General features: G+C 36.2%; 30 protein-coding genes. 23 read left to right on the plus strand and 7 right to left on the minus strand.

The window, feature by feature from the left end:
• Entirely contained in the window at positions 1 to 429 is a 429-nt protein-coding gene (gene agaF / locus ACTQX6_RS01890) for a PTS galactosamine/N-acetylgalactosamine transporter subunit IIA (protein WP_022790266.1), read from the plus strand.
• Positions 430 to 506: 77 nt separating this feature from the next.
• Here agaF and ACTQX6_RS01895 read toward each other — a convergent pair whose 3' ends face one another.
• On the minus strand, positions 507 to 1,667 hold the full coding sequence (locus ACTQX6_RS01895) for an AraC family transcriptional regulator (RefSeq protein ID WP_294688794.1): 1,161 nt from the start codon (positions 1,665 to 1,667) through the stop codon (positions 507 to 509).
• Positions 1,668 to 1,881: 214 nt separating this feature from the next.
• Here ACTQX6_RS01895 and agaB point away from each other — a divergent pair, with 214 nt between their 5' ends.
• The 4 genes from agaB (at position 1,882) to ACTQX6_RS01915 (ending at position 4,315) form a co-directional block, all read left to right on the plus strand.
• Positions 1,882 to 2,358: a PTS galactosamine transporter subunit IIB gene (agaB, locus tag ACTQX6_RS01900; protein WP_117446402.1), complete on the plus strand. Its 477-nt coding sequence runs from the start codon at positions 1,882 to 1,884 to the stop codon at positions 2,356 to 2,358.
• Between the two features lie 26 nt (positions 2,359 to 2,384).
• The gene (locus ACTQX6_RS01905; RefSeq protein WP_117446401.1) at positions 2,385 to 3,182 is read left to right on the plus strand and encodes a PTS mannose/fructose/sorbose/N-acetylgalactosamine transporter subunit IIC; all 798 of its coding nucleotides are present in this window, start codon (positions 2,385 to 2,387) and stop codon (positions 3,180 to 3,182) included.
• The gene (locus ACTQX6_RS01910) at positions 3,172 to 4,080 is read left to right on the plus strand and encodes a PTS system mannose/fructose/sorbose family transporter subunit IID (RefSeq protein WP_117446400.1); all 909 of its coding nucleotides are present in this window, start codon (positions 3,172 to 3,174) and stop codon (positions 4,078 to 4,080) included. Before ACTQX6_RS01905 ends, ACTQX6_RS01910 begins: the two co-directional genes overlap by 11 nt.
• 82 nt (positions 4,081 to 4,162) lie before the next feature.
• Positions 4,163 to 4,315 (plus strand): hypothetical protein, encoded by a 153-nt coding sequence (locus ACTQX6_RS01915; RefSeq protein WP_181965614.1) that lies wholly within the window; start codon positions 4,163 to 4,165, stop codon positions 4,313 to 4,315.
• A gap of 112 nt (positions 4,316 to 4,427) precedes the next feature.
• Here the strand turns inward: ACTQX6_RS01915 and ACTQX6_RS01920 are convergent, their stop codons facing one another.
• The 3 genes from ACTQX6_RS01920 to ACTQX6_RS01930 form a co-directional block, all read right to left on the minus strand.
• Positions 4,428 to 4,994: a hypothetical protein gene (locus tag ACTQX6_RS01920; RefSeq protein ID WP_441657301.1), complete on the minus strand. Its 567-nt coding sequence runs from the start codon at positions 4,992 to 4,994 to the stop codon at positions 4,428 to 4,430.
• A 114-nt stretch (positions 4,995 to 5,108) separates the two neighbouring features.
• Positions 5,109 to 5,990 (minus strand): HNH endonuclease, encoded by an 882-nt coding sequence (locus ACTQX6_RS01925; RefSeq protein ID WP_294688799.1) that lies wholly within the window; start codon positions 5,988 to 5,990, stop codon positions 5,109 to 5,111.
• 41 nt (positions 5,991 to 6,031) lie between these two features.
• Positions 6,032 to 7,360 (minus strand): class II D-tagatose-bisphosphate aldolase, non-catalytic subunit, encoded by a 1,329-nt coding sequence (locus ACTQX6_RS01930; RefSeq protein ID WP_441657300.1) that lies wholly within the window; start codon positions 7,358 to 7,360, stop codon positions 6,032 to 6,034.
• A 184-nt stretch (positions 7,361 to 7,544) separates the two neighbouring features.
• On the opposite strand from ACTQX6_RS01930, the gene nagB reads away from it, so the two are divergent.
• The 9 genes from nagB (at position 7,545) to ACTQX6_RS01975 (ending at position 15,101) form a co-directional block, all read left to right on the plus strand.
• Positions 7,545 to 8,267: a glucosamine-6-phosphate deaminase gene (gene nagB, locus ACTQX6_RS01935; RefSeq protein WP_294688801.1), complete on the plus strand. Its 723-nt coding sequence runs from the start codon at positions 7,545 to 7,547 to the stop codon at positions 8,265 to 8,267.
• 92 nt (positions 8,268 to 8,359) lie between these two features.
• Positions 8,360 to 9,100, plus strand: coding sequence for a class B sortase (gene srtB / locus ACTQX6_RS01940; protein WP_294688802.1), 741 nt, complete (start codon positions 8,360 to 8,362; stop codon positions 9,098 to 9,100).
• A 42-nt stretch (positions 9,101 to 9,142) separates the two neighbouring features.
• Positions 9,143 to 10,231: an undecaprenyldiphospho-muramoylpentapeptide beta-N-acetylglucosaminyltransferase gene (gene murG / locus ACTQX6_RS01945; RefSeq protein ID WP_294688803.1), complete on the plus strand. Its 1,089-nt coding sequence runs from the start codon at positions 9,143 to 9,145 to the stop codon at positions 10,229 to 10,231.
• A complete protein-coding gene (gene murB, locus ACTQX6_RS01950) occupies positions 10,228 to 11,127 on the plus strand; it encodes a UDP-N-acetylmuramate dehydrogenase (RefSeq protein ID WP_294688804.1) in 900 nt (299 codons plus the stop codon). Before murG ends, murB begins: the two co-directional genes overlap by 4 nt.
• On the plus strand, positions 11,121 to 12,128 hold the full coding sequence (locus ACTQX6_RS01955; protein ID WP_294688805.1) for an FtsQ-type POTRA domain-containing protein: 1,008 nt from the start codon (positions 11,121 to 11,123) through the stop codon (positions 12,126 to 12,128). Before murB ends, ACTQX6_RS01955 begins: the two co-directional genes overlap by 7 nt.
• Before the next feature lie 44 nt (positions 12,129 to 12,172).
• Positions 12,173 to 12,532, plus strand: coding sequence for an Asp23/Gls24 family envelope stress response protein (locus ACTQX6_RS01960; RefSeq protein WP_022790251.1), 360 nt, complete (start codon positions 12,173 to 12,175; stop codon positions 12,530 to 12,532).
• Positions 12,533 to 12,540: 8 nt separating this feature from the next.
• Positions 12,541 to 14,175 (plus strand): DAK2 domain-containing protein, encoded by a 1,635-nt coding sequence (locus ACTQX6_RS01965; protein ID WP_205142071.1) that lies wholly within the window; start codon positions 12,541 to 12,543, stop codon positions 14,173 to 14,175.
• A 52-nt stretch (positions 14,176 to 14,227) separates the two neighbouring features.
• Positions 14,228 to 14,965, plus strand: coding sequence for a metallophosphoesterase family protein (locus ACTQX6_RS01970; RefSeq protein WP_117446392.1), 738 nt, complete (start codon positions 14,228 to 14,230; stop codon positions 14,963 to 14,965).
• Entirely contained in the window at positions 14,946 to 15,101 is a 156-nt protein-coding gene (locus tag ACTQX6_RS01975) for a DUF3784 domain-containing protein (RefSeq protein WP_117446391.1), read from the plus strand. Before ACTQX6_RS01970 ends, ACTQX6_RS01975 begins: the two co-directional genes overlap by 20 nt.
• A 129-nt stretch (positions 15,102 to 15,230) precedes the next feature.
• Here ACTQX6_RS01975 and ACTQX6_RS01980 read toward each other — a convergent pair whose 3' ends face one another.
• Positions 15,231 to 17,702, minus strand: a complete 2,472-nt coding sequence (locus tag ACTQX6_RS01980; protein WP_117446390.1) for a sigma 54-interacting transcriptional regulator — start codon at positions 17,700 to 17,702, stop codon at positions 15,231 to 15,233.
• A gap of 286 nt (positions 17,703 to 17,988) precedes the next feature.
• Here ACTQX6_RS01980 and ACTQX6_RS01985 point away from each other — a divergent pair, with 286 nt between their 5' ends.
• The 7 genes from ACTQX6_RS01985 (at position 17,989) to ACTQX6_RS02015 (ending at position 22,505) form a co-directional block, all read left to right on the plus strand.
• Entirely contained in the window at positions 17,989 to 18,432 is a 444-nt protein-coding gene (locus tag ACTQX6_RS01985) for a PTS sugar transporter subunit IIA (protein WP_117446389.1), read from the plus strand.
• Positions 18,429 to 18,896, plus strand: coding sequence for a PTS sugar transporter subunit IIB (locus tag ACTQX6_RS01990; RefSeq protein ID WP_117446388.1), 468 nt, complete (start codon positions 18,429 to 18,431; stop codon positions 18,894 to 18,896). Before ACTQX6_RS01985 ends, ACTQX6_RS01990 begins: the two co-directional genes overlap by 4 nt.
• Before the next feature lie 23 nt (positions 18,897 to 18,919).
• Positions 18,920 to 19,678 carry a PTS mannose/fructose/sorbose/N-acetylgalactosamine transporter subunit IIC gene (locus ACTQX6_RS01995; protein WP_027969115.1) on the plus strand — a complete coding sequence of 253 codons (759 nt, stop codon included), beginning with the start codon at positions 18,920 to 18,922 and terminating at the stop codon, positions 19,676 to 19,678.
• Complete coding sequence (locus ACTQX6_RS02000; RefSeq protein WP_117446387.1) at positions 19,671 to 20,507, plus strand: PTS system mannose/fructose/sorbose family transporter subunit IID; 837 nt, start codon at positions 19,671 to 19,673, stop codon at positions 20,505 to 20,507. The genes ACTQX6_RS01995 and ACTQX6_RS02000 overlap by 8 nt, the downstream gene beginning before the upstream one ends.
• Positions 20,508 to 20,522: 15 nt before the next feature.
• On the plus strand, positions 20,523 to 21,347 hold the full coding sequence (locus tag ACTQX6_RS02005; protein WP_022790244.1) for a BtpA/SgcQ family protein: 825 nt from the start codon (positions 20,523 to 20,525) through the stop codon (positions 21,345 to 21,347).
• Positions 21,347 to 22,003, plus strand: coding sequence for an HAD family hydrolase (locus ACTQX6_RS02010; protein ID WP_117446386.1), 657 nt, complete (start codon positions 21,347 to 21,349; stop codon positions 22,001 to 22,003). Before ACTQX6_RS02005 ends, ACTQX6_RS02010 begins: the two co-directional genes overlap by 1 nt.
• Positions 22,004 to 22,166: 163 nt before the next feature.
• Positions 22,167 to 22,505, plus strand: coding sequence for a hypothetical protein (locus ACTQX6_RS02015; protein ID WP_320863341.1), 339 nt, complete (start codon positions 22,167 to 22,169; stop codon positions 22,503 to 22,505).
• 41 nt (positions 22,506 to 22,546) lie between these two features.
• Here the strand turns inward: ACTQX6_RS02015 and ACTQX6_RS02020 are convergent, their stop codons facing one another.
• Positions 22,547 to 23,509 carry an L-lactate dehydrogenase gene (locus ACTQX6_RS02020; RefSeq protein ID WP_117446385.1) on the minus strand — a complete coding sequence of 321 codons (963 nt, stop codon included), beginning with the start codon at positions 23,507 to 23,509 and terminating at the stop codon, positions 22,547 to 22,549.
• Between the two features lie 110 nt (positions 23,510 to 23,619).
• The gene (locus ACTQX6_RS02025; protein ID WP_229035717.1) at positions 23,620 to 24,750 is read right to left on the minus strand and encodes a S1C family serine protease; all 1,131 of its coding nucleotides are present in this window, start codon (positions 24,748 to 24,750) and stop codon (positions 23,620 to 23,622) included.
• A gap of 345 nt (positions 24,751 to 25,095) precedes the next feature.
• Between ACTQX6_RS02025 and ACTQX6_RS02030 the strand changes: the two genes are divergently transcribed.
• Positions 25,096 to 26,274 (plus strand): neurofilament protein, encoded by a 1,179-nt coding sequence (locus ACTQX6_RS02030; protein WP_294688888.1) that lies wholly within the window; start codon positions 25,096 to 25,098, stop codon positions 26,272 to 26,274.
• Between the two features lie 75 nt (positions 26,275 to 26,349).
• On the plus strand, positions 26,350 to 26,604 hold the full coding sequence (locus tag ACTQX6_RS02035) for a hypothetical protein (protein ID WP_022790642.1): 255 nt from the start codon (positions 26,350 to 26,352) through the stop codon (positions 26,602 to 26,604).
• Position 26,605 lies beyond the last annotated feature (1 nt).

The following is a 26,605-nucleotide window of genomic DNA, read 5'->3' on the forward strand; positions in this document are numbered from 1 at the left end:
GTGATTGGTTTAATCGTAACAGGACATGGGCACTTTGCTTCCGGATTGACAAGCAGTCTGAAACTGATTGCCGGTGAACCCAAAAACTATGCAGCAGTCGATTTTGAAGAAACAGATTCTACGGAGGATTTAGCTAAAAAATTGACAGATGCCATGGATTCGCTAAAAGAATGCGAAGAAATCATCGTGTTGAGTGATTTGGCCGGAGGCTCTCCGTTCAAAACCGCTGTGGAAATCGGATATCCACGTCAGAATGTAGAAGTGATTGCCGGAACCAACTTAGGTATGTTGGTAGAAATCAATTTAACACGTACTTTTGCGGAAAGTGTAAAAGATCTGGCAGAATCCGCTGTGAATGTAGGAAAAGAACAAGTAATGCGCTTTGTCTATAAGCCAGTGGAACAAGTAGAACCTACAGACGGAATTTAATCAAAAAATGCGTACTTTGAAGTGAACCCAGAAAGTTGGGCAACCAACTGGAGGGTTCACTTCAGTACGCATCTTTTTTATTGGTTGATCGATTTCGCATAGTCGGTAGGTGATAATCCATATTGAAGTTTAAACTTTCGAGAGAAGTAATGAATCGAAGTAAACCCTAACATATCCGATATTTCGGAGATGGTATATTTATGCTCCTGAATTAAGAGTTTTGCCTGATTGAGCTTTAAATTTGAAATATAATGCTTTGGCGTAATATGAATATTGGTTCGAAATAAGCTTTGCAGGCTGCTTCTGGAAATGGAGAATTTCTGGCAGAGATCTTCTACGGTAAAAGCGGTAAAGATATTATTGTGAATAAAGACCAGAATTTCATTTAACAAGGTGTTTTCATAATGTTCCTGCATCGGATTGACATTAGATTCTTCATCGGTTTTCGTATCAAACTGATAGAGTAGGATCAATGCTTCTTTTAAATAAGCCATGGCCATTTCTTCGTTTAAATACTCTTTGGATTGAATGGCTTTCATAAAAGCCGAGAGAACGTTATAAATATCTTTTCTTGTCTTAAAGACACGATTCATTAAAGAAACATCCATTTTGGTTTCCATATCAAACATGATGGTCAAATAGGAACATGTGCTTTCATTATCGGTACTTTGTGTATGAAATTGTCCGGGATAATAGATAATCAAATCATATTTGTTTAGATGATATTCCTTACCATCCAGGGTCATATCTAATTTTCCGTGATCAATATAGGTCAATTCATAATAATCGTGGCTTTCACCAGGAAATACATAGTTTGATTTACGCACCTGATAAAAACAAGTTAAAATTTCTTTTAAATTGATCTTGGAAACCATGCGTTGATAGATAAAAGGTTCCTTCATTTTCTTCTGGTTTAAACCAGAGGGAGAATAGACGACTTGCACTTTACTGTCATTGGAGATGGATACAAAATTAAAATAAATACCCGGTTGCAGACAAATAGCCCGATGAATGACAAATTCATCGTATTGAACACCATCTTTACTGACAACTAATAAGACGATTCCTTTTTCACAGGTAATATAGACCGGTGCATGGGAATAGTAGAAAGAATCAAATTCCTTATTGGACAAATATAGTGAATTAGAGACGGTAGATTCACCTTGAATGGCTGATTTCATGTCATAGAATACACTTCCAAATGTTTGAAAGAGATAATTAGTGGTTCTTTTTAACATAGTTTTTACAACCTTTCCGTTAATTAAAGATAATTTGTGATATTTTGCTCTTAAAAGAGTTAATGTTTATGGCTTTTAATTATAAATTACATTTCTTTAATAAAAAGTATAAACTTATAAATAAAATGTGTAAAGTAAAAATGAAAGGTTGTATTATAATAATATCAGATAGATTTTCGTGGAAAGAAAGCGCTATCATGAAAGGAGAGAGAATATGCCAAACATTTTATTAACTCGAATCGACAATCGTTTGATTCATGGTCAGGTTGCGACACAGTGGTCTGGTGTTTTAGGGGCCAACTTACTGTTAGTTGCCAATGACGCAGTTGCAGGTGATGAATTCCGTCAGGGATTGATGAACATGGCTGCTCCGGCTTATGCTCAGACTCGTTTCTTCTCTATTCAGAAGACGATCGACATTATCGGAAAAGCAAGTCCTGCGCAGAAAATCTTTATCATCTGTGAAACTCCACAAGATGTTTTGAAACTTGTGGAAGGCGGCGTTCCAATTAAAAAAGTAAATATTGGAAACATGCACATGGCCGAAGGTAAACGTCAGGTAGCTACTTCTGTAGCTGTAAACGATGATGATGTTGCCTGCTTTAAAAAATTGCAGGAACTGGGTGTTGAATTAGAAATTCAGCGTGTACCTGATATCGCACCGGAAAGCCTAGATAAGCTTTGGAAATAATCTAAAGTGTTTAAGGAGAAAAGAATATGGACATTAATGTTATCGAGTTAGTGTTGTTGGCCATCGTTACTTTTATCTTTGCGATTGACCAGTTCTCACTGACAGAAATTATTTACCGTCCTATTATCGCTTGTCCAATCATGGGTATCATCTTGGGTGATGTTCAGACTGGTCTTGTAGTAGGCGGTACTTACGAGCTAATGATGATTGGTAATATGCCAGTCGGTGGAGCACAGCCTCCGAACGCTGTATTAGGTAGTGTTGTTGCCATGGTATTTGCTGTAAAAGCAAACTTGGACGTAAACGCTGCATTAGGTGCATGTATGATCTTTGCTACATTTGGTCAGTACATTGTTACTTTATTGTTCTCAGCTGCTTCTGGTTTAATGTCAACTTGTGATAAAGCGGCTGCTGAAGCAAATCCAAAAGGAATTACTCGTGCCTTGAATATCCATATGGTATGTTTAGGTGGATTGTTCGCTGTTATCGCTATCATCGCTTATGTTGGTGGTACAGCAATGTCTGAACCTTTACAGTCTTTGGCAGAAAAGGCATCCTGGTTTATGGGTGGTTTAAGTGCTGCTGGTGGAATGATGCGTTTCGTAGGTTTCGGTATCCTGTTAAAGATTATGATGTCTAATGATTTGTGGGGATGGTTGTTGGCCGGTTTCGTGTTTGCATTGGTAATCGGAAATATCGCACCTCTTGCAAGCGCAACATTAATCTTAGTTGCATTTGTAGGTATCTGTTTCGCATTATTAGACTTCAAACTAACAACTATTGAAAAGAACGCTCAACAAGGAGGTGTAAGTGATGGAATCTAATGTAATGACTTCTTATAAAGATACAACTCCAGCTCCTAGACTTGACAATAAAACGTTAAATAAAATGGTTTGGCGTTCTTGCCAGTTGCAGGCATGCTTCAACTATGAGCGTATGCAATCTGCTGGTTGGTTGTGGTCCTTGTTACCAGGTCTTCAGAAAATTCATACTAATAAAGATGACTTGGCTGCTTCAATGACACACAATATGGACTTTATCAATACACATCCATTTGCCGTAACATTTGTTATGGGTATCGTTCTTTCAATGGAACAGATGAAGACGGATATTCAGACGATTCGTTCTGTACGTATTTCTGTTGCTGCTCCATTAGGAGGAATTGGTGATGCATTGTTCTGGTATACTTTGATTCCTATTACTGCTGGTTTGACTGCTAATATGGCAATTGAAGGAAGCTTCTTAGGACCAGTTCTGTATTTCATCATTGCCTTTGGTGTTGAAATGGCTTTGCGTTATGGACTGATGTATTGGTCTTATAACTTAGGTATGAAGGCTGTTCAGATGATGACAGCTAACGCAAAAGCATTTACACATGCTGCTAGTGTATTAGGTGTATTCGTTGTAGGTGCTTTGATTTCTAACTACGGTGCTGGAACTAAATTAGGTATTTCCATTCCTAATGGTCAAACAGTAGCTGAAGATGGAGAAACAATGGTAGATGTATTCATCAATATTCAGGATTACTTGAATATGATCCTTCCTTGTTTGATTCCATTACTGTTCACTTTGATGTGCTACTTCTTGATTTCTAAAAAAGGATGGACACCGGTTAAGTGTATCGGATTGTTCTTATTGATTGGTATCATTGGTGGTGTCTTCGGTATTTGGGCAGGAAGCTATACTCCATTAGTACCAGTTCCTTGGAAAGTAGTTGCTTAATAAAAAAATTTAATTCTCTCGAATTTCAGAAGAGCTCTAAAGAGCTCTTCATTTTTTTTGTAAAAAAGAGATATATTAAATTATGTTAGGGTTTCAAAAATGGCGTTACTCTCTTGATAAAATCAGTATGTTTGATTCTATCAAAAAGCAAGGTAGGAATAGAAATAAATATAAAGAAAACCAAGAGAAAAATATACAAAATCCAACTAAAAATTGTCTGGATATGAAAAGATAGGATCAAACCTTTAAAATCAAAGCGGGGTGATTTTACCCCACTTTGATTGAAATAGAATTTGTGGAAACCCCAACAGAATTTAAAGCACCAAAAAAGAGTGATAATGCATAGATTACCACTCTACAATTTCATCATCATCAACTTTTTCTTTTTCTACTTTCAAAATCTCATATTCTTTAAAAGAAGTTACAATACCAGAGTCGATCTTTTCATGGGAGCCTTCCAATATTTCTATATTGTTTTTGAATCCAGGACTTTGTGTCAATTTTTCTCCAATATTATTTTTTCGTAACATTGTTGGAGTTTTATTGATTTCTACAAAAATAGTTTCAGTTTCATAATACTTGGCTTTTGGATCAATACCTGTAGATGCATAAAGTTCATCTAAAATGGCCTTACAGAACAAACGAATCGTTGAGAAATCAGCATTACTTTTAAAAATCACAAAAGGAATTCTATCGTTTGTCACCTTCAATGGTTGTGAAGTGATGAATTTGTGAACCAAAGCATCATAGCATTCTTGTTGAATATAATTCATATATTCTTTGTATTCAGAATTTTTCAATGCTTCTTCTTCATTCATGAGCAATTCAAAATAAATCGTTTTGTTTATGCTGCAATGTTTAAAAAATGTGCCTTTGGTACTCGTAGTATATAAGGCAGGATATTTTTTTGACATAGTTTCCTCCTAATCTGTTCCTATTTTACTATGTTTGAGCTCAGTAAGAAAGTATAGATTCATAAGGATTCCTGGGCTTTTATAATTGAACTCGGTAATAAAAAGTCAGCTACTTTAGTCCTGGAAGATGTGTTTTCTATGATAGTTCATATAGAGCTTTCTATTTTCACTCATATATTTAGAATTCAAATCTTTTAGATTGTAATGTTCCGGATGTTTTAAATGTTTAGAGATGATCAATGTTCCATTGTCCTGGTAACTGATGTAGCCTTGGTCAAATAAGAAATCGTGGTTTCGACAAAGCAATAGTCCATTATTATGATCAGCGGCTTCAAAGATATGGGCGCAATCTCTAAATGGTTTGATATGACTGGCTATCAACATATGAGGCATATGAATACCACAAATTGGGCAAGTGCGATCAAATTCGTGCATTAAAGTGTCTTTGAAATAGACTTGCAGATCTTTTGAAATGTCTCGGTTGGTAGGAATTCCTTTTTTTGGCATAACGTTGTATAAAAAGTCTCTATTCTTTAAAGGCACGATTGTTTGGTCTTCATTTTTATAAGGAATGTATTTACTTTTATGGATGATGGAATCGGTATATAAGATTGATAATGTATCACTGACAATCTTTTCTGGGTCTTCTTTTTCCATTTGTTCGATATAATACAATATTTTTTTATCTTTGATCTCAAAACCATTGTTTCTCCAGAAGGATGCATCTGTATGAAACATTTGCCAATAGGACAAGATTTCGGTAATACTGTTAGGTTTAGAACGCGCAAAAATAACAGCACAAGGGAATAGGTCCACTTCTTCCTGCAGCCATTCTAAAGCTTTGTGTTGATATAATATATCAATAGCTTGTAAAATAGTCGTTCTTGCTAATTGTGTTTTTTCTTTGACTCTGTGAATCAATTCTTCTCTTGATTGACTTTCTAAACTAGATTCATTGATGGCTAATATAATCTGTTTTAAAGTATTCTTGTTCATATCCTCATTTTAGCATAAGAAAAGGCTGAAATGTATCAGCCTTATTCGTTTACTAATTGTTCCTGTTTTGTCGCGAATGTATATTCTTCGATTGTATATGATACACGTGCTTTGATCAATGCTTCCGGTGTGTTTTCCAGCTTGCCTTCACGAACCAGTGTATATTGGATTGGCATATATTGTGACAACAATGGAAGTGATACCGGATGTTCTTTTAAGTTATTCAGCAATTTGTTTAAAGCATCTTGTACTTTTGGATTTGGCATATAGTAGCGAGAACGATCGGAGAAAGAATATTTTCTCTTAAAGGCAATTTCTTTTTCGGTGCCATGATAATATGGTGCCCATTTACCTGGATTTTCTAACATGACTTCATCTAAGACTTCTTTGAAGTGACTGGTTTCAAAATCGTAAACCTGCGCTAGTTCTTCTTCGATGCAGCAAAGGCTAAAGATGCCTTCACGAGCTGCATATGTAAGACCTGGTCCTACTTTTAAGATGCCTACACCATCTTCAATCAGTTCTTTTAATTTGTATTTTGTCTGATAGTCTGTGGAATGACCTTCAAATACCAAGTTATCGAATTCTTTGATGCTGGCCATAAGATCTTTGGCTCTTTCTCTGTCATATTCTTCGCAACCAGCATCTTTTTCCTCTACACCGGGTTGTACAACCGCTGCCATAACGTATTGCCATGCATTCTGAATACCCATATCTTCAAAGGCTTTTTCAAAGGTTTGTACGGTTGACTTGAAGTCCTCCGGCTTTGTCACCTGCATGCCGGCATCTTCTTCTACAGCTCCGCCTGGAATCGGTACTTCACTTCCTACGATATACACCGGATGGATCGCATCAGGATTTTCCTGTAAAAGTTCCTGATAAGCTTCTTCACAAACTTTTGCCAGTGTTGCACCACGACGGGCAATCGTCTCATCACTTAAACGTGTATTTGGATCATCATCGGCCACTTTCATGCTGGTGTCGATATGAATCTTTGTGAATCCGGCACGAACATAATCATGAACCAGTGTTTTGGCATAATCCATGGCTTCGGCTTCTGGTTTGTTGCTGACGGTGAGTGGCCCTAAGTGATCGCCACCTAAGAAAATGCAATCTTTGTCCAGTCCTACTTTACCGGCGACATCCAGACAGTATTTATAGAAATCTTTAGGAGTTATTCCTGAATAACCGCCGTTTTGATCCACCTGGTTGGCCGTTGATTCAATCAATACACATGAATTTTGTTTTTTTGCGGTTTCAATAGCCGCTTCAATGACAAAGCTGTTACTGGAACAACAAGAATAAATTCCGACAGCTTCTCCTTGTTTTTGGCGTTTTATGATGTTTAATAATGGATTTTGTTTTGGCATAATGTAACCTCCTGTTCAAAATCATTATACTATTCTATTTGCACAAGTTCATCTTTTTCACAAAATATACAAATAAAAAAGACAAAAAGATAAAACTTGTTGAAAAAGATAAAACGTTTACGAAAAAAGATACGAGAAGAGGGGTAGGCTATGTTATAATTTGAGTAACATATGGAGGTATTATATGAAGGTAGTTGTTTGTAAAGATTATGATGAAATGTCGCAGAAGGCATTTGAAGTCATGAAAGAAGTTGTCACTAGCAAGCCAGGTGTTGTATTAGGGCTTGCCACAGGAAGTTCCCCTGTAGGATTGTACAAATGTATGATCAAAGATCATGAAGAAAATGGAACAAGCTATAAGGATGTCATAACATATAACTTGGATGAATATGTTGGTATCGATAGAAGCAATCCACAGTCTTATTACACATTCATGAAAGAAAATTTGTTTGATCATATTGATATCGATCCAAATAATACACACGTTCCTTATGGATCTACAAAAGAAGACTGCGAAGGCTATGAAAAAGAACTGGAAAAGGTTTCCATCGATCTGCAGTTGTTAGGAATCGGTCGTAATGGTCATATTGGATTCAATGAACCAGGTACACCATTTGATGAAATGACACACATCGTAGATTTAACACAAAGTACGATCGAAGCCAATGCTCGTTTCTTTGACAATGATATGAACAAAGTGCCAAAACAAGCTATCACTATGGGAATTGGTACGATCATGAAATCCAAGAAAGTATTGATGGTTGTTTCCGGACCGGAAAAAGCAGAAGCTGTTAAGGCAACTGTAGAAGGTCCTGTCACAACAGATATGCCGGCTTCAGTTCTACAAAATCATCCGGATGTTACTTTGGTTGTTGATGAAGCAGCTGCAAGCTTATTAAGTAAGTAAAGTGTTAAGAGCGGATTCGTTTGAATCTGCTTTTTTTCATGCAGGGAGTAGAATCATTTGCTCTGTATGAAAGAATAGTTTAATATAAAGCTATGAAAAAATGGATTTATCGAATATTAATGATTATTTGTATTGGCGTATTTGCATTTAGTGCCTATCAGCTTTGGACGATCTATAACACACAGGATACTGTAAAGAAAGAAACGGAAGAATTGGAAAAGTTGGTTGTTTCATCGGATGATGCCAATTTGTTAGAACCAGATTGGGATCAGCTGTTGGCGCAAAATCCGGATATTGTCGGTTGGATCTATATTCCGGGGTGTGAAATATCGTATCCGGTCGTACAGGGAAGCGATAACAGCTTTTATCTGGATCATACGATCAGTGGGGAATACAATCGTATGGGATCGATTTTTCTAGATGCACAGGCTTCAAGTGATTTTAGTCAGGATAATTCGATTGTCTATGGGCACTCCGTAGATATCGGTGGGATGTTTACTAATCTGGCCAATTTTGATGATCAAAGCTTTTTTAACGAGCATTCGGTATTTTATTTACTGACACCTACGCAAAACTATAAGTGCTCGATCGTGTGTTTTGCCAAGACGACCGATGGTTCGGTTTATTACACGACTTCCTTTGGCAGCTATCGCAATGAGCGTTTATCGGAAATGATGGCTTCGGCACAATATGCCAATGAGGTTGATACATCAAATGGTTCCTTCATTACTTTATCAACTTGTGATCTGGATTATGGATTTGACAGTGATCAGCGGTTAGTGTTGATGGGCAAACTGGAACCTACGCAGGAATCTATTGAAATCGTGGACTAAAAGTCCACTTTTTTTATGATTTTATGTTATACTTTCTAAGATATGAAAATAGTTTGTGTAACAGGCGGAACGGGAGGACATATTTACCCCGCATTAGCCTTATTGGATAAATTTAAAGAACAGGATCCATCTTGTGAAATTTGTTGCATTGGAAATGATGATCGTATGGAAGCGCAGTTGATTCCGGAAAAGGGATATCCTTTTCAATCTTTGCATACATCGGGTTTAGTCGGATCACCATTAAAAAAGATGAAAGCCATACTTCAGCTTTTTATCGCTTATCAGAAAAGTAAAAAGATCTTAAAGAATTTTGGCCCTGATTTTGTTATTGGCTTTGGTGGTTATGTCAGTGCGCCGGTCATTTTGGCAGCGCATCATTTGCACATTCCGACTTTGATCCATGAACAGAATTCCATTGTCGGAAAGGCCAATCAGCTGGTCATGAATAAAGTGGATCGTATCATTACATGTTATGAAAAGTGCGAAGAAGTTTTTCCTAAAGAAAAAACATTCTTACTGGGAAATCCAAGAGCGACAACGGCTAAAGAATCAGAATTTGATCAAGCTTATTATGATACATTCCAATTAGATTCGAAAAAAAAGACGATCTTGATCATGATGGGCTCGCTTGGCTCCAGCAGTGTCAATCAGTTAATGAAAGAGGCTTTGAAAGGCATTGAGGACAACATACAGTTTATTTATGTTTGTGGAAAAGATAATCTGCAGGATGCGACTTTGTTTAAAGAATTAAAGAATGTTCATGTCACCGGTTATGTGGATACTTTGAAAATTTATAAAAAAATAGATGGTATGATCTGTCGTGCGGGTGCGACAACACTTGCGGAAGTTACGGCTTTAGGAATTCCATCGATTTTGATTCCCAGTCCTTATGTGGCGAATAATCATCAGTTTTATAATGCCAATGTCTTAGTAGAAAAAGGGGCTGCTTTGATGATAGAGGAAAAGGATCTTAATGCTAATACGTTGAATAAAAGTATCATAGAATTGTTTATGGATCCAAAAAAGATGGAGAGTGTTCATGAACAGGCGTTAAAATTGGGGCGTCCTAATGCCGCATACGATATCATTGATCTATGCCGATCATGTATCCAACAGGGGGAAAGAAAATGAGTGTACAGGAAAAACTGGCTGTTTATGGCCGGGTGCTATGTAACGAATCTATGAAAAAACATACAACGTATCGCATTGGTGGTACGGTGGATTATTTTATATATCCGAAAAATGAGTTGGCTTTGACAAGAATTCTTCAGATTTTAAAGGAAGAAAACATACCTTACCATGTTTTGGGAAGAGGTTCTAATATTTTATGCAGCGATGCCCATTTTCATGGTGCGATCATCAATTTAGATCGAACGTTAAATGACTTTTTCTTTGAAGAAGATGGGGTGTTGCTTGCGCAGGCAGGTTGTTCTATCATCAATCTTTCGGTAGAAGCAATGAAACGTTCCATGAGTGGTTTGGAGTTTGCTTCCGGAATACCAGGGTCTATCGGCGGTGCACTTTATATGAATGCCGGTGCCTACAAAGCTAACATTGCTTCCTTATTAGAGGGTGTCTATGTATGGAAAGACGGATGTATAGAATGGATGGATCCAAAAGATTTAGATTATGACTATCGACATTCGATCTTTCAGAAGCATAAAGACTGGCTGATCTTAGGGGCTTGTTTTCAGCTGAACAAAGGCGATCGAAAAGAAATTGAGGCTTTGATGGATTCACGTCGTCAAAGAAGAATGGATGCACAGCCTTTAAATATGCCATGTGCCGGCAGTGTATTTCGCAATCCGGAGTCGATTCCGGCATGGAAACTGATCGAACAGTTGGGCTTGAGAGGGTATGAAATCGGTGGCGCGCAGGTTTCCTTGAAGCATGCCAACTTTATTGTCAATAAGAACGGAGAAGCTAAGGCAAAAGATGTACTGGATCTGATTTCATTGATCCAGGAAAAGGCAAAAGAAGAATATGGGATCGATTTGATCACAGAAGTGGAGCATTTGGTTTGGTAAAGAAAACAAAAAAGTTTCAATTTCAGTTTGGGTTAAAAGCTTGTTACGTATTAAGTGCGATCATCTTTCTTCTTTCCAGCTTCTTAGTTTATTTTTTTTCCAATGATTCAAAGGTCAAGGTTATTGCCTGTACCGGAAATTATTACTATTCGGATCAGGAGATCTTGCGCACAGCGCATGTAGGTACACAGACGCGTTTGTGGCTTACACCAATGTTCATGGTTTCCGATGCCGTAGAAACACTTCCATTGATAGATTCTGTACAGATTCATCGATCGGGTGGAAAACTGGAAATCGATGTACAGGAAAAAACGGTGATCGGCTATTATGTGCAGGATGATTCAAACTATGTGTTGACGTCTAAGGGAGAGTCCCTCAAGATCAATGAAGAGGATCTGATGCAGATCGTGCATTTTCCTTTGTTGAGTGGATTTGATGAGAAACAGCGAAAAAATATTGCCAGGCAGTTTCAGGAGCATAAAAAGGAACTGTCTCGTGATGTGATTGAAAAGATGGCGGAAATCATCCCCTATGAATCAAGCTATGATAAAAATATGTTACAGATTACGATGCAGGATGGAAATAAAGTTTATACGACCCTGGAATCGTTATATATGATCACCAATTATTTCAGCATGTTAAATCAGCTGGAAGGAAAAAATGTATGTCTGGTTCTGGATAAGGATAACTCTGCGATTGAAAAGATCAACTGTGATCAGTTAAGCGGAAATAAACCAAAAGAAGAAACAGAAAAAGAAAGTGAAGAAGAGCAGGAGAAACAAGATACTTCACAAAAAGAAGATACCGAAGAGACAACATCGCAGCAGGAAGAACAGCCGGAAACAGAAACCGGAAATTATATCGACAAGGCATCGGACTGGCAGACCGATCCAAATTTTGGCCTGCAGTATAGCGCCTCTTTGAGTCTATACTATGATCCGGGTACAGGAACTTATTATCAATGGAATGATACGACACTATCGTTTGATGTGGTAAATTAGCTTTGAATGCGGTATAATTAACAATACGAACAGGAGGTATTTGTATGCCTATTAATAAATCAACTGAATACGGACAAATTTCAATTTCACTGGATGCGATTGCCAGCCTGGCCGGTGGTGCCATTACCGAAAGCTATGGTGTGATCGGTATGACAAGCCAGAAAGCGATTCGTGATGGATGGGCTGAACTTTTAAAGAAAGAAAACTATGCCCGTGGTGTCATCGTGACGCAGAAAGAAGAAGGTCTGGTCTTGGATCTTTATATCATTGCCCTGCAGGGAATCAAATTAAGTGAAGTTGTCAACGAAGCACAAAAACGTGTAAAATACGTCCTGGAAAAAACATTGGAAGTTAAATGCCTTGAGGTAAATATTTACGTTCAGGGTGTTCGTTTGGAGAAGTAGGTGTGAAGATGGAAAGAATCAACAGTCAGCTATTAAAAGACATGTTGACCTCCGGTATGAATAATCTGGCTAACCATTCTGCCGAGATCGACGCTTTGAATGTCTTCCCTGTACCGGATGGGGATACAGGAACCAATATGAATCTGACCTTTTCAAACGGGGTCAAAGAAGCTTTAAAGGAAGATGCCGATACGGTAGGAAAAATCTGTAAGACGCTTTCTCGCGGTTTGTTGATGGGAGCCCGTGGAAACTCAGGTGTTATCACATCACAGATTTTTCGAGGTTTTTATCAGGCTGTAGAAGATTTAGATGAAATCGATGCGATGCAGTTGGCCAATGCTTTGGTCAATGGATCTCGTGTTGCTTATCGTGCGGTCATGCGTCCGGTTGAAGGAACGATTTTGACCGTTGTACGTGAGGCGGCCGATTATACGTATGCTTATACCGTGACCGAAGAAATTGAGGATTGCGTTCAGGTTCTTCAAAAAATGGTAGATGAAGCAAATGCATCTTTAGAGAGAACACCAGAGCTTTTACCGGTTTTGGAGGAAGTCGGTGTTGTCGATAGTGGTGGAAAAGGTCTTTGTGTCATTTTAGAAGGTTTTCTTTCCGCTTTGCAGGGGAATGTCATTGCGGCAAGTGATTCGGCCGAAGTGAATGAGCATGCGCAGACAAAAGTACAGGGCGGCGAAGAAGAGTTTGGATTCTGTACCGAGTTTATTTTGCGCTTGAATGAAAATGGAATTCGTCATTTCTCAGAAGAACAGTTTAAGGAAGAATTGGCAACGATCGGTAATTCTATTGTCTGTGTACAGGATGACGATCTTGTAAAAGTTCATGTACATACATTAGAACCTAAAACGGCTATTAAAATGGGAAAACGCCAGGGTCGTTTTGTCAAACTGAAAGTAGAAAACATGCAGGAGCAGCATGACAACATTCTTGAAAACGAAGAAGCTGCACCAGTTGTTTCGAAACGTGAACACCAAAAATATGCGATCATCACAGTAGCACCGGGTGCCGGTGTAGACCAGATGTTCAAAGAGTTAAGAGCAGATGTCGTGATCGGCGGTGGACAGACAATGAATCCAAGTACGGAGGATTTCGTCAGTGCTGTAAATCAGCTGGATGCTGAACATATTTTGATCTTACCGAATAATTCCAACATCGTTTTGGCAGCACAACAGGCACAGAGTGTTTGCGAAGATCAGGATATTCACGTCTTGCCGACAAAGACGATTCCACAGGGGTTGAGCGCTTGTGTTATGTTTAATCCGGAAGTTGAACTCGAAGAAAATCTGGCAGAAATGCAGGAAGCCATTGATCATGTGAAATCCGGTGAGGTTACCTATGCGATCAAGGATACGACTTATGAAGGCTTGGAAATCAAGAAAGATGAATATATGGGTATCTTTGGCAAAGATATCGTTGTATCTTGTCCGGATTGTCTGGAAGCTTCCAAAGCGCTTGTGGATAAAATGGTCGATGAAGACAGTGAACTTGTCACTTTGATTTATGGTAAAGAAGCTACCAAAGAACAGGCGCAGGCTTTAGCCGATTATATTGAAGAAACAAGTGATGCCGAAGTTGAGATATATGATGGCAAACAGCCAGTATATTCCTTTATCTTAGGAGTCGAGTAAATGTATGCCTGAGCAATCAGGCATTTTGTTTTTTTAGGAGATTTAGAGATTTATGATTTATTTGACAAGTGATACACATCGGGAAATTGATATTCATAAGATCAATCCAGATGAATTTGTGGAAGGCTTAAAATTAAACCGTGATGATTTTTTGATCATCTGCGGTGATTTTGGCTGTATCTGGGATGGTGGCAGTGGAGATCGTTTCTGGTTGAACTGGATTGAATCTTTGCCATGGACAACATTGTTTATTGATGGAAATCATGAGAACTTTGATGTATTACAACAATATCCGGAAGAAATGTGGCATGGCGGAAGAATTCATCGGATTCGTTCCAACATCTATCATCTGATGCGTGGAGAAATCTATACTCTCAAAAACAAGACTTTCTTTGCGTTTGGTGGTGGTTTTTCTCATGATCGCATGTATCGAAAAGAACACGAAACATGGTGGCAGGAAGAAATCCCTACGCTTAAGGAATGTGAAAATGCCATGAAGAATTTGGCCGCCCATAACTGGAAGGTGGATTATATTTTAACGCATGATGTCTTTTCTTCTCATCCGTTATCTAAGAAATATGAAACTACATTAGATGGATACGGAAAAGATCGACAAAATCTACATGAATTTTTAGAACAGGTAGAAAAGAAAGTGGATTATAAAGTCTGGTTCCATGGTCATTATCATACGGATCAATTGTATAGAACAAAGGAAGATCGACCGGTACTTTGTCTGTTTGATCAAGTCATCTGTTTAAATGACTTTATGAATGAGCTTACTGAATCCTAGTACCATCTTATCTTTACTTTTGACTTTATTCTTTTTCATCCTATCACTTGTATTTGGGGCGTTGAAAGAGAAAAGCGTTTTCTTGATCAGTGGCTTCAACATTCTTTCAAAAGAAGAGAGAATGAGCTATGATTGAGTCAAATTGATAAAAGATCAAAGAAAAATTTTTATCTGATGCACCATTCTATGGTTTGTATCGACAATTGAAAAATATAAAAAATGAGAGGATCGAATTTTGATATGATCTTCTCAATTTTTTTTAAAGTTAGTATTGTTCTTCAGGCAGAAATATCTGAGTTACATAAATTAGCTCTGATAAAGGGATTTTTATACTAAATGAATTTGCAGCGAATTCTAATCCATGTTCTATAACATGAATCATATAAGAATTTTCTTTCATAAATAAGTGGGATTTTTGATAATCCCATGTTTCATTACGAATGATTCTTTCTAACATATTTGTACAATGACACAGATATTTAATGGCTAGAACATCTGTATATTCCATATGCAATTCTTTCAATGTATTCTTCAGGCAAGTTTCTAGTATGCTGGTTGATTTGTTAACGTCGATAAAAGATACAGTTTTAGATATTACTCTTTCTTTGATTTGCTCTATAAATTCAGATTGTGTTTCTTTTCTTATTTTCTTTTGCTCATGATCCGGTTTTATTCGTATCTGATCTAAATCGTTTAGGGGGGATGTGGTTTGATTCGTTAAATTCAATAGATCCATTAGGTTAATATTGTTAACAGATTTTGTTGGGATATTGGTTTGTTTGTGAATATATTCAGAAACTGATGTCAGAGGTTCCATGTCACACGTAATTAAGACACCCGCACCTTGATTTAAATCATTAGCTTTGATGCAAGCTAGCTCTAATAAATCGTTAAGTTGCATATCCTCGTTAAAGTCTATTGAATCTATAAAAAATGTCCCTTGTACTGATTTTTTTACATAATCAACCATTTCCGAAGCAATATGTTTTCCATGACAAATAACTAAAATGGCAACATTAATATGATTAATCCATTGGTTTGCTATTGCTAAATATGATGCTAAAAAATCTATTTCTCTTTCAGAAGGAGTAAAGCTATATAAACTCGAGAATTCTTGGTAAATATCTTTAGCGCACAAATATTCATTATGATAAACGTATTTTGTCATTGATTTAGAGGTATCAATTCCTGTTTGTCCGTGTTCGATACGTGATATATAGTTTGTAATATGTAATAAAATGCCATATAAAAGTTGTGGATGCTCGCTTAATTTTTTTAGAAGTTGGCGTTCATTTATTTTTTGCATCGTTACTTGATAAACATATGGGTTTATATTTTTATGTAGTCCTTCTAGTTGAGGGGAAGGACAATCTTTTAACACATTGATATTTTCTTTGACATAATGGTTAATATCTTTCAGCTCTTCTACATTGACATTAAATTCATCAATGAATTGACGCATTCTATGCTCTTTAAACATATTTGGTGCATTTTTGAAAATAGTTGCAGCATTAGATGTGCCATCTTGATTAAACTGTAAATAATCAGATGGAATACAAGATAATAGACTAAAAATATTAGAATTTAAGTTTTGAGTATTTTCGGTCTGACTAAGTAATTCTAAAGAGAGACTTTGAAATGATACATATACTATTTGCTTTTTTGGATCATTAATTTCCATATACGCTTTGCTGCATGAAATCTGGATTTCATTTCTCATTTGTATAATATTGTTAGGAAATTTTTTGGAAGCTAACCAGGCTATAATATCTTTGTGTACACGAATTGTAGTATGAGTATGAATCGCTTCTTCTGAGAATAGATCCATTATAAGTTCTATTTTCTCGTAAATTCCTCTTTTATCTATATCTTCCATCTTTAATTGTATCGGCATAAACTTAGCAAGAGTTTCTATTTTACAATCGTCATTATTTTTTGAGGTAGTAGCTATAATCATACTTTGTAATTGCTGTTCATCTTGTTGATATATAGTATGATACCTTTTACGGCTCAGAATAGAAGCTAATTGTGTTTGACAGGAAAAAGGGAGGCGGTCAATTTGTTCTAGTACAATGATTCCATTCTTACAAGTTTCAAAAATGCTTGGAGAGTAGCGAGAATTATTTTTAGTTTTGCTTCCAAATAATGCTTCTGAAAATAACTGAGGATTTTCTTGATAGTTTTGGCAGGATAGAGTCATAAAAGGAATGGAATCCGCTTTTCTTACTTGACATGCAAAGTTATACATCCGTTGCGTTAATAATGTTTTTCCTACACCTGCATTTCCTAAAATAAGACAGTGAATGCCATAAGGTGGATAAGAAATAGCTGATTTGGCATTAATGATTACTTCTGATAATGATCCTTTGGCGCCAATCATATCATCTAGAGTATTATTAAAATAATTGTTCTCTGTATGCACTTTTTTATATGGTTGCATTGATAAAAAGTCAGTTAAATTTTCATTTTTTGAGATTATAGAAGGTATATATTGATTCGGAAAATGCCTAGATAAAACAGTATAATCTAGATAATATACAGGTTTACCTTGAACCTTTACTGCTCTACCTTCTTTCCACAAACGGTTCAGGTCCTTTGATACATTTGCTCTATCTAAGTGTAAATCTAGGGCACATAACAAAGCATCAATCCCTGGTTCATTATTTAGACCATCTTGTAAAATTGCATCAGTTTGTTCTTTTAAATAACTGCTTATTCTTTCGATTCGAGTAGTCATGGAAAATCACCTCACAAAATTGTGTCCCTTTCTTTGAAAATTGTGTTGTACTATTTTGCAGATAAAAAAATGTGTGTTATTTATACTATGATGATAGGTTTATAATAACACACATTCTAAAAAATGAAAACGCTTACTTTACTATTGGATGGAAAATTAGTTATTATAGGATGAAAATATAAGAATTAAAAACAACACAGGTATCAATCTGTGTTGTTTTTTTACGAATTTTGTGTTTCGGGATAGGGTTGTTACAATTGGAAACGTAAAGGAGGTAGACGAATGAATGTGTAGGTTATTATTATTAAGCCATTCTGAGTTATCAAAATCTTTCTACCAAACAATGGAGCTAATTATGGGTAAGCCAAGTCCGAAAATATCATATCTTACTCTCCCATACGGGCAAGATATGGATATGTATCAACAAATGGTAGAAGAGCAAGTGTTGGAATCAGAAGACGAAGGGATTTTGATTTTAACCGATCTATTTGGAGGTAGTCCTTTTATGATTTCTACAAGAGTATATGAAAAGTACTGCAAAAAAATTTCCATAGAAATCATATGCGGTATGAATTTATCTATGGTTGTAGAAGTTGCTTCTGCTTTAAAACAAAATTTATCTTTAGATGTGATGAAGCAAATTGCGCTAGATTCAGGTCATAAAGGGATTATTGATTTTTCAGAATTACTATCAAACACATTACCAAAAAGAAAGGAGAATGAAAAATGAGTATTAAAATGATTCGTATCGATGATCGATTAATTCATGGCCAAATCGTGACAGCGTGGGCAAAAAATCTACAAATTGATAAAATTTGGATTGTGGATGATGGAGTGGCAAAAGATGATTTTATTAAAGGAATAATGCAAATGGTTGCTCCATCAGATAGGGAATTAATAATTACTGGTTTGGATGATATTCGAAGATTGGTTGAGAAATTCGATAGTGAACCAGATAATGTTTTAATCCTGATTAAGTTTCCTTATGTAGCTAAGGAATTATTTCAAGCTGGCGTAAAGCTCAAAGAACTAAATATAGGTGGTATGGGAGCCGGTTCCGATAGGCAAAAATTATTCAAAAATATATCAGCAAGTCAGAGTGAAAAAGATACATTAAAGAGCATTCAAGATATGGGGGTGAATGTTTATTTCCAAGTTACACCTGATGAAAAACGTTCACAATTTGTATATTAATTGTTTTTAGAAGGGAGATCATAATGTTAGTACAAGGTTTAATGGTTGGATTACTTGCCACAATTTGTGGAAATGTCTTTGTCGAATATTTGGTATGGATTATTCGTAACCCTATTATTGAGGGAGCGCTCACAGGTCTAATTTTAGGGGATTGGATGACAGGTGCTACTATTGGTGCTACAATTCAGCTCATTTATATGGGGCAGATTACAGTTGGAGGAGTTTCCTCATTTGATAAATGCTATGCTGGCGTAATTGCTACAGCAGTTACTATGTTGTCTCATCAAACTCCAGAAGTTGGAGTAACGATTGCTGTAACATTAGGAACTTTGGGCTTACTCGCGACTAATGCTTTAATGACTGTCAATGTAGCATTTGTTCATATGGCTGATAAGTATATTGAATCGGGAGAAACTAAACATTTATGGATTTATAACTGGCTATTACCACAGTTTGTATGCATGGTTGTATATGGTCTGCCTGCTTTCATTTGTGTTTATTTTGGAGCTGATGTTTTTGAAACATTTATGAATGCTTTACCTGAACAAATTTCACATGCATTGAATGTAGTTGGTGCTGTATTACCAGCTTTAGGAATAGGAATGATGTTTAAAGCGGTATATAAGAAAAAATTTGTTGCATTTGCAATAATTGGTTTTGTACTAATTGCTTATTTAAAACTAGATATTATTGCATGTACGCTAATTGGTATAGCTGGAGCAATTTTATATTGGTCATTAGGATTGGATAAATTGACAGAAGGAGGCACCGAAAATGAATGAAACACTTAATGAGGCAACAGTTAAAAAACAGTTAACCAAAAAAGACTTAATTCGTTGTTTTCTTATTTGGGAGACTACTTCTGAATCATGTTTATCATATGAGCGATTAATGTCTATGGGATTCTGCCATGCCATGACACCTATTATAAATCGATTATATGCAGATAATAAGGAAGAAAGAATTAAAGCGTTAAGACGTCATATGATGTTCTTTAATACAGAAAATAACTGGGGTGCTTTTATACCAGGTCTTGTGGCTTCAATGGAAGAAGATATGGCTAATGGTGGAAACATTGATGAAGATATGATTAAAAATATCAAAGTTGGTCTTATGGGACCTTTAGCAGGAATTGGAGATACAATTACACAAGGATTGGTTAAAACAGTTGCGTTAGCTATTGGTGTCGATATGACATTAAAAGGAAGTGCCTTAGGGCCTATTATCTTCTGCTTGCTTTATGGTATTTATTTAATGGCTATGGGTATCTTCACATTTAGTAAAGGTTATACACTGGGAAGAAGTATCTTAAGTAAAATCACAGACAAGCGAATTATGAATAAGATTACTGATATTTTAAGTATCATTGGTCTTACAATTGCAGGTGCTATGATTGCTAATAATGTAAATATTACAACACCTCTACAATTTACTATCAGTGATTCTACAATAGTCATTCAGGATTTGTTAAATTCAATTTTACCTGGATTATTAAGCGTTGTAGCAGTAGTAGGTGTATTCATGAGCCTTCGGAAAAATACCAGTGTATTTAAGATAATGATTATAATGTTTGTGATTGCTGTTGTATGTAGTTTAATTGGAATTTTGTAAAAGGAGTATTAAAAAATGATGAGAAAAACATGGTTGAGTGAAGTGGTAGGTACAGAAAAAGCAGCTATTGGTGTAGTTCATTTCAAAGCATTTCCAAGTGATCCTCTATTTAATAGCGAAAAAGGCATGTCTGATGTAATTGAAAGTGCACGTAAAGATTTATTGGCTCTGCAGAATGGCGGAATTGACGCAGTTTTATTTTCTAACGAATTCAGTTTTCCTTATGAAGCTGAACCATCTTCAGAAATTATTGCGGGAATGGCTTATGTAATTGGGGTTTTAAAAGAGGACATTAAAGTACCTTATGGTGCAAATGTGATCTCAAATACTCATGATTCAATTGCACTAAATGCAGTTATAGGAGGACAGCTAATGCGAGGAACTTTCGCCGGGGCGTTTTCAGGAAATATGGGATTAACAAATGCTCATCCGGGTGAATTCTTGCGGCATAGAAATAATTTAGGATTATCTCAGAAGCTAAAAATGGTTCATTATGTGATTCCAGAATCCAGTTGTGAAATTGGAGGACGTGATAAGCATTCTATTGTTAATGGAGAATTATTTGGTAACCTTCCAGATGCGATTGGAATTTGTGGGGCTAATGCAGGCAAGAAAATTGATATGGAATTCATGAGAGAAATTCGAGAGGATTATCCAGATACTGTGCTTTTTGCAACAACAGGAGTAAATTATGATACAATCGAAGAAGTATATGAGGTAGCAGATGCAGCATTTATAGCAACACATTTTAAAAAAGATGGAATTTTTGAAAATGAAGTTGATGAGAAACGAGTAAAACGATTTATGGATAGATTAAAGCAATATAGAAGTTCTTTTTAATGAGGATAAAAGGTATATTATTTGATTGTGATGGAGTTTTACTCGATAGTGAAGCTATATACATAAATTCTTTGATGGATTATCTTTCTACTCTTGGCATAGAAACGAATTTGGAAGATGTTGTAAATGTATTAGGACAGAAAATGCCATGTATCATTAAAACATTGAGAGTCAAATTTTCTTTAGAGAACTATACTGATGAAGAGTTGATTACGGGACAAAGGGAAATTTTCGATCAGAAATTTAACCAAATGAATTTACAACCAATGCCTTATCTATTGGAATTTCTTAAATGGTGTAAATTAAAACAATTAAAGACAGCAATTGTATCTTCTTCAAATATGAATTATTTAAAAAATGTTGTAAATCGTTTACAAATTCATAATTATTTTGATGAAGTATTTAGCGGTGAAATGGTTAAAAATAGTAAGCCTGCACCGGATATTTACTTATTTGCTGCCAAAGAAATGAACATTCCTCGGAAAAATCTATTGATTATTGAAGATTCTATAAATGGAATCAAAGCTGGCAAAAATTCTAAAATTTTTACAGTTGGCTACAAAGGTTCCATTATTGAACAGGATACAAGTGATGCGGATTTAGAAGTAAGGAGTTTTGAGGATATCAAACATTTTTTAGAGTTAGATATTTTATAGAATAAGCATAATAAAAATCAAAGATAGTTGTATTTGAGTTTTTTTTGCAGGAGAATTGGGAGGATAAGATATGGATACGATATATGTATTTATTGTGATAATTATTTTATCTGTGTCATTTAGTATTATTAAGAGGTTAATTAGAAGTTATCGACTATAACAATTGTTATTTGCATTACAAGAGAAGAATATTGGTCTATTTCAAAAGTTAGTAAATTCAAAAATCAATTTAATACTATTTCCAAAATATAATTTAGAATATCTTAGGCTAAATGGTTATATTTTGGAAAAAAATTCAGAAATGATTGAAGAACAATTTAAAGTGCTAAATCAATATGTACTTTCTAAGGAACAAAGAAAAGATTTACTTTTGAAAAAATTAACTTACTATACTACTATTAAAAGTGAAAAAGCCATGGAAACTTTAAAGATGATTTCTGATTTTAAAGATACTGATTTTCTAAACAAAGCACAGGAAATATATGCAAAATTAAACTCATAACAGATATAAAAAATGAGAGGACTAGATCCTCTCAAATTTTTTTATAAGATATCACTTAAATTTTCGTCGATTGTCTTTTTCAATGTATCAAACGAATGATTGAAACGCTGCTGATCATTTTCGTTTAATGGAAGGCTAATGACTTGTTCAATACCATTTGATCCAACAACAGTTGGTGTACCGATGAAGTAACCTTCGCGACCATATTCACCATTTTGATAACTGGATACCGGTAAGATGGCCTTTTCATTATTTAAGATGGCAGAAACGATACGTTTTAATGCCAAACCAATACCATAGTAAGTAGCTTTTTTAAGTTCGATGATCTTGTAAGCTTTATCACGAACACTGATATAAATATCCTGCAGCTCGCTTAGTTCGATATCGTTTTCATCCAGGTATTCCAACAAATGTTTTGCACCAATATATGTATGGATCCAAGGAACGAAGCTGGAATCACCATGTTCACCCATGATATAGGCATGGATATTTGAAGAGGCAAAGCCTAAACGTTCGCTCAATGCGTGACGCAAACGAGCGGAGTCAAGTACTGTACCGGAACCAATGACATGATTCTTTGGCAGGCCGCTTGTTTTCCAAGCCACATAAGTCATGATATCGACAGGGTTATTGGCAACAACCAGTAAACCATCAAAATTATTTTTCTTTAATTCTTCACAGACACCTTTTGTGATATTCGCATTGATCTTTACAAGTTCCAAACGAGATTGGCCAGGTTTTTGAGCAGCACCGGCTGTTAAAACAACGATGTTTGTGTCCGCTGCATCGGCATAGCTTCCGGCTGTAATCTTCATTTTCGAGTTGGCATACAACAAGCCGTCACTCAAATCCATTTGTTCACCCTTTGCTTTATCTGCATTGACATCGACTAAAACAAGTTCATCAATACCTTTTTCGGAGAGTAATGAGTAGGCAAAGCTCATTCCGACAAAACCGGTTCCGACAAGCATGATTTTTCTTTTTTGGATCTTTTCACTATTCATAATATGATCTCCTCCTATTGTTTATCACTTTAATCACATTATAGTTCATTTAGTTAGCACTGACAAATAAAACACTTCTAAAAACATATAAAAACAGGGGATTTCCCCTGTTAGCTGGATTGCTGCTGCAGTGTAATCTGTACATCAATCGTTTTTCCATCTCTGGAAACGCTCATAGAAACGGTATCGCCGATTTTATGATCACGTAATATGGCTTTGACTTCAGCAGATGTATTGACTTCCTTGCCATCAAAACTGATGATACGATCGCCTTGTTGTAAGCCGGCCTTATCGGCAGCTCCACCTTGTACAACTTGTACGATATAAACACCATCTTCCATATCGGAACGTCTTAAACTGTTGGAAGAACTATAATCGTATAGAGATACATTCAGTGCAGGGCGACTGGTTACAGAACCATTCTCAATCAGTTCATTGATGATGTCCATCGCACCATCGATCGGGATCGCAAAGCCTAAACCTTCTACACCGGTTGAGCTTTCTTTGGCGTTTACGATACCAATCAGGTTACCGTTGGCATCAAAGAGTCCACCACCAGAGTTGCCGGGGTTGATGGCTGCATCGGTCTGCAGTAAGGTCATAGTTTCATCTTCTACGGTAATTTCACGATCCAAAGCTGAAATGATACCGGTTGTGACCGTACCACCTAATTCACCTAATGGGTTACCAATCGCAATGGCCGCATCACCTACCTGCAGCGAACTGCTTTCACCAATGGTTGCCGGAGTAAGTCCGGATGCATCGATTTTGATCACGGCAAGGTCTGTCTGTGCATCGGTACCAACTAATTGGGCTTTGTATTCCGTACCATCCTGAGTACGTACTGCAATGGAAGTAGCGCCTTCAATGACATGGTTATTTGTGATGATATATCCATCTTCTGAGAAAATAACCCCACTTCCGGCCCCTTGTTGCACATATTGTCCGAAAATACTGTTTCCGCTGGTCACAGCTTCTGTCGTGATTTCGACAACACTGGGCCCACACTTGGCGGCAATATCGCTGACATCTTCAATTTGGTTTCCACTTCCGGCATTACCGGATTGTTTGTTGACTGTAATGCCACTTCCAGAATGAATATTTGTTGCTATTAAAGCACCTCCAAAACCAGCCAAAGCACAGAGAACAACCAAACAAATTCCAAAGATGATCATCTTGTTGGAAATAGCTTTTGATCTGCGCGGCTCGAATTGCGGTGGCGTTTGATTTTGATCCATCATATCGATTCCTCCTTTTTACAGTTGGTAGTATATACTAAAATTATGTCATAAAACAAACAGTAATATGTGAAATGATAGTAATTTTTAACTTGATTTTCAAAAAAATGTGAAATTTTTTGGAGTACTTTTTTCATGAAATGTTTGCACAAATCAAAGAAAAAATCCATTTATGAGAATAAAGATACGATAAGGTAACAAATAAGAGGAAATTTGCCTTTAAGACTATTAAATTTAAAGAAAAAAGCGGTAAAAATAAGGGAAATGACAGGGGAATTTACGAATTCTAATTTCCGTATGTGTGTAAAAGTGCTATACTAAAAAAGTAAATATAAGGAGGATCTGAATATGCCTGCAAAGAAAACTGAAACGAAAGATACAGTGACAAAGAAAGGAACGAAGCCAGTTGAAACCAAAGCAACGAAAACAACGGCTCGAACAAAGACAACAAAAAAAGCTGAGCCGAAAGCAAAAGAAACGGTTAAAAAGGCAGCGAAAACTAAACAGACAGTTAAGAAAACAGAAACTCTCAAAAACGATAAAGCTAGCGTGGAAGCTGTTGCAGATGACAAAGTAAAAGAAACAAAGAAGACAACTGCCAAAAAAGCACCTGCCAAGAAGACTACAACAAAGAAAACGACAACGAAAAAGACAACAGCTGCCAAAAAAACAACAAAGAAGGCAGTAACAAAAAAAGAGGACACAAAACAGAAAATGGAACAGTATAATCAGTTCTCATTGGATACATGCATAGATATGGCTAAGGCTATGGGTATTGACATGGGGTATGATCAATATGCACAGCTTTTAATGGATCAATCCGATATGAAAGAAATCGTAAAGACGATTTTAGAGCAATATCCAATCAAAGCCGATGCCTTTAGTTATGAAGAAGATGGTTATGATCTAGATTTACTGGAAGTTTTGGTTGGTAAGGTAGCACAGACCGTAACAATCAAAGCCAGTGATTATGCAGCCATGGGTAAAGAAATCGAAGCACATGAAGGTTATGTGATCAGTGAAGAAAGTCTGAACAATAACGATGAATACAATGCCGATTTTGATCTTGTTCGTCGTTTATTGATGATTGCCCAAAGAAAAGACATTCATACTATGGCTGATTTACAGACAATCGTTACAGTTGATGCGACAAAATTGATCGAAAAATTCATGGATGTTGCTTATACCGTATTAAAAAATTGGCAGTACGATGATGTGAAGTATTATGAAAACTTTATTTATGCCGTATTAAGTCAGTTTAACGATCTCTATCAGGCATATGAGAATAAAGCTATGATGGATGTGGCAGACCTGTATATCGAACATGGTGATTATGGTTTGGGCGATGCCAACTATGCTTACATTCTTCGTGAAAACCAAATCAAAGATTACATCTATTATCGATATGCCAAGGCTTATGAACACATTGATTATGAGAAATCCAGAGCGATTGCCAATGAAGCCCTGCAGTTTGTCAATGATCGATATACGTATTATCCTAATATACGTCAATTACTGGAGAACTAAGTTTCTTCAGTTTTTTTTCTTGATTTCTTGAAAAAAATTGGTATCATATACGAGATGTTAAGAGAGGTGTAAGGAATGGCAGCACAGACTAAGATACCGGAATGGGTCTTACAATGTTTAGATCAGTATGGCAATTGTGCTTGTGGAAGAAACATCACGAAGAAGATGGGAAAGGATAAACTTTTGGATGAATTGGAGGCATTAGGTTATCCTTGTGAATTGGAAATCTTATCCGATCAAAAAGAAAAAAGTGCATATCCAAAAGAAGCAACGTATATCCTGACATTAAAATCGCATGAAATACTGCAAGATGAAGAAGATGAAGACTAAT

Origin of the sequence: Faecalicoccus sp. LCP19S3_E2 (assembly GCF_052121255.1) — a bacterium.
In the GTDB taxonomy this organism is placed as follows: domain Bacteria; phylum Bacillota_I; class Bacilli_A; order Erysipelotrichales; family Erysipelotrichaceae; genus Faecalicoccus.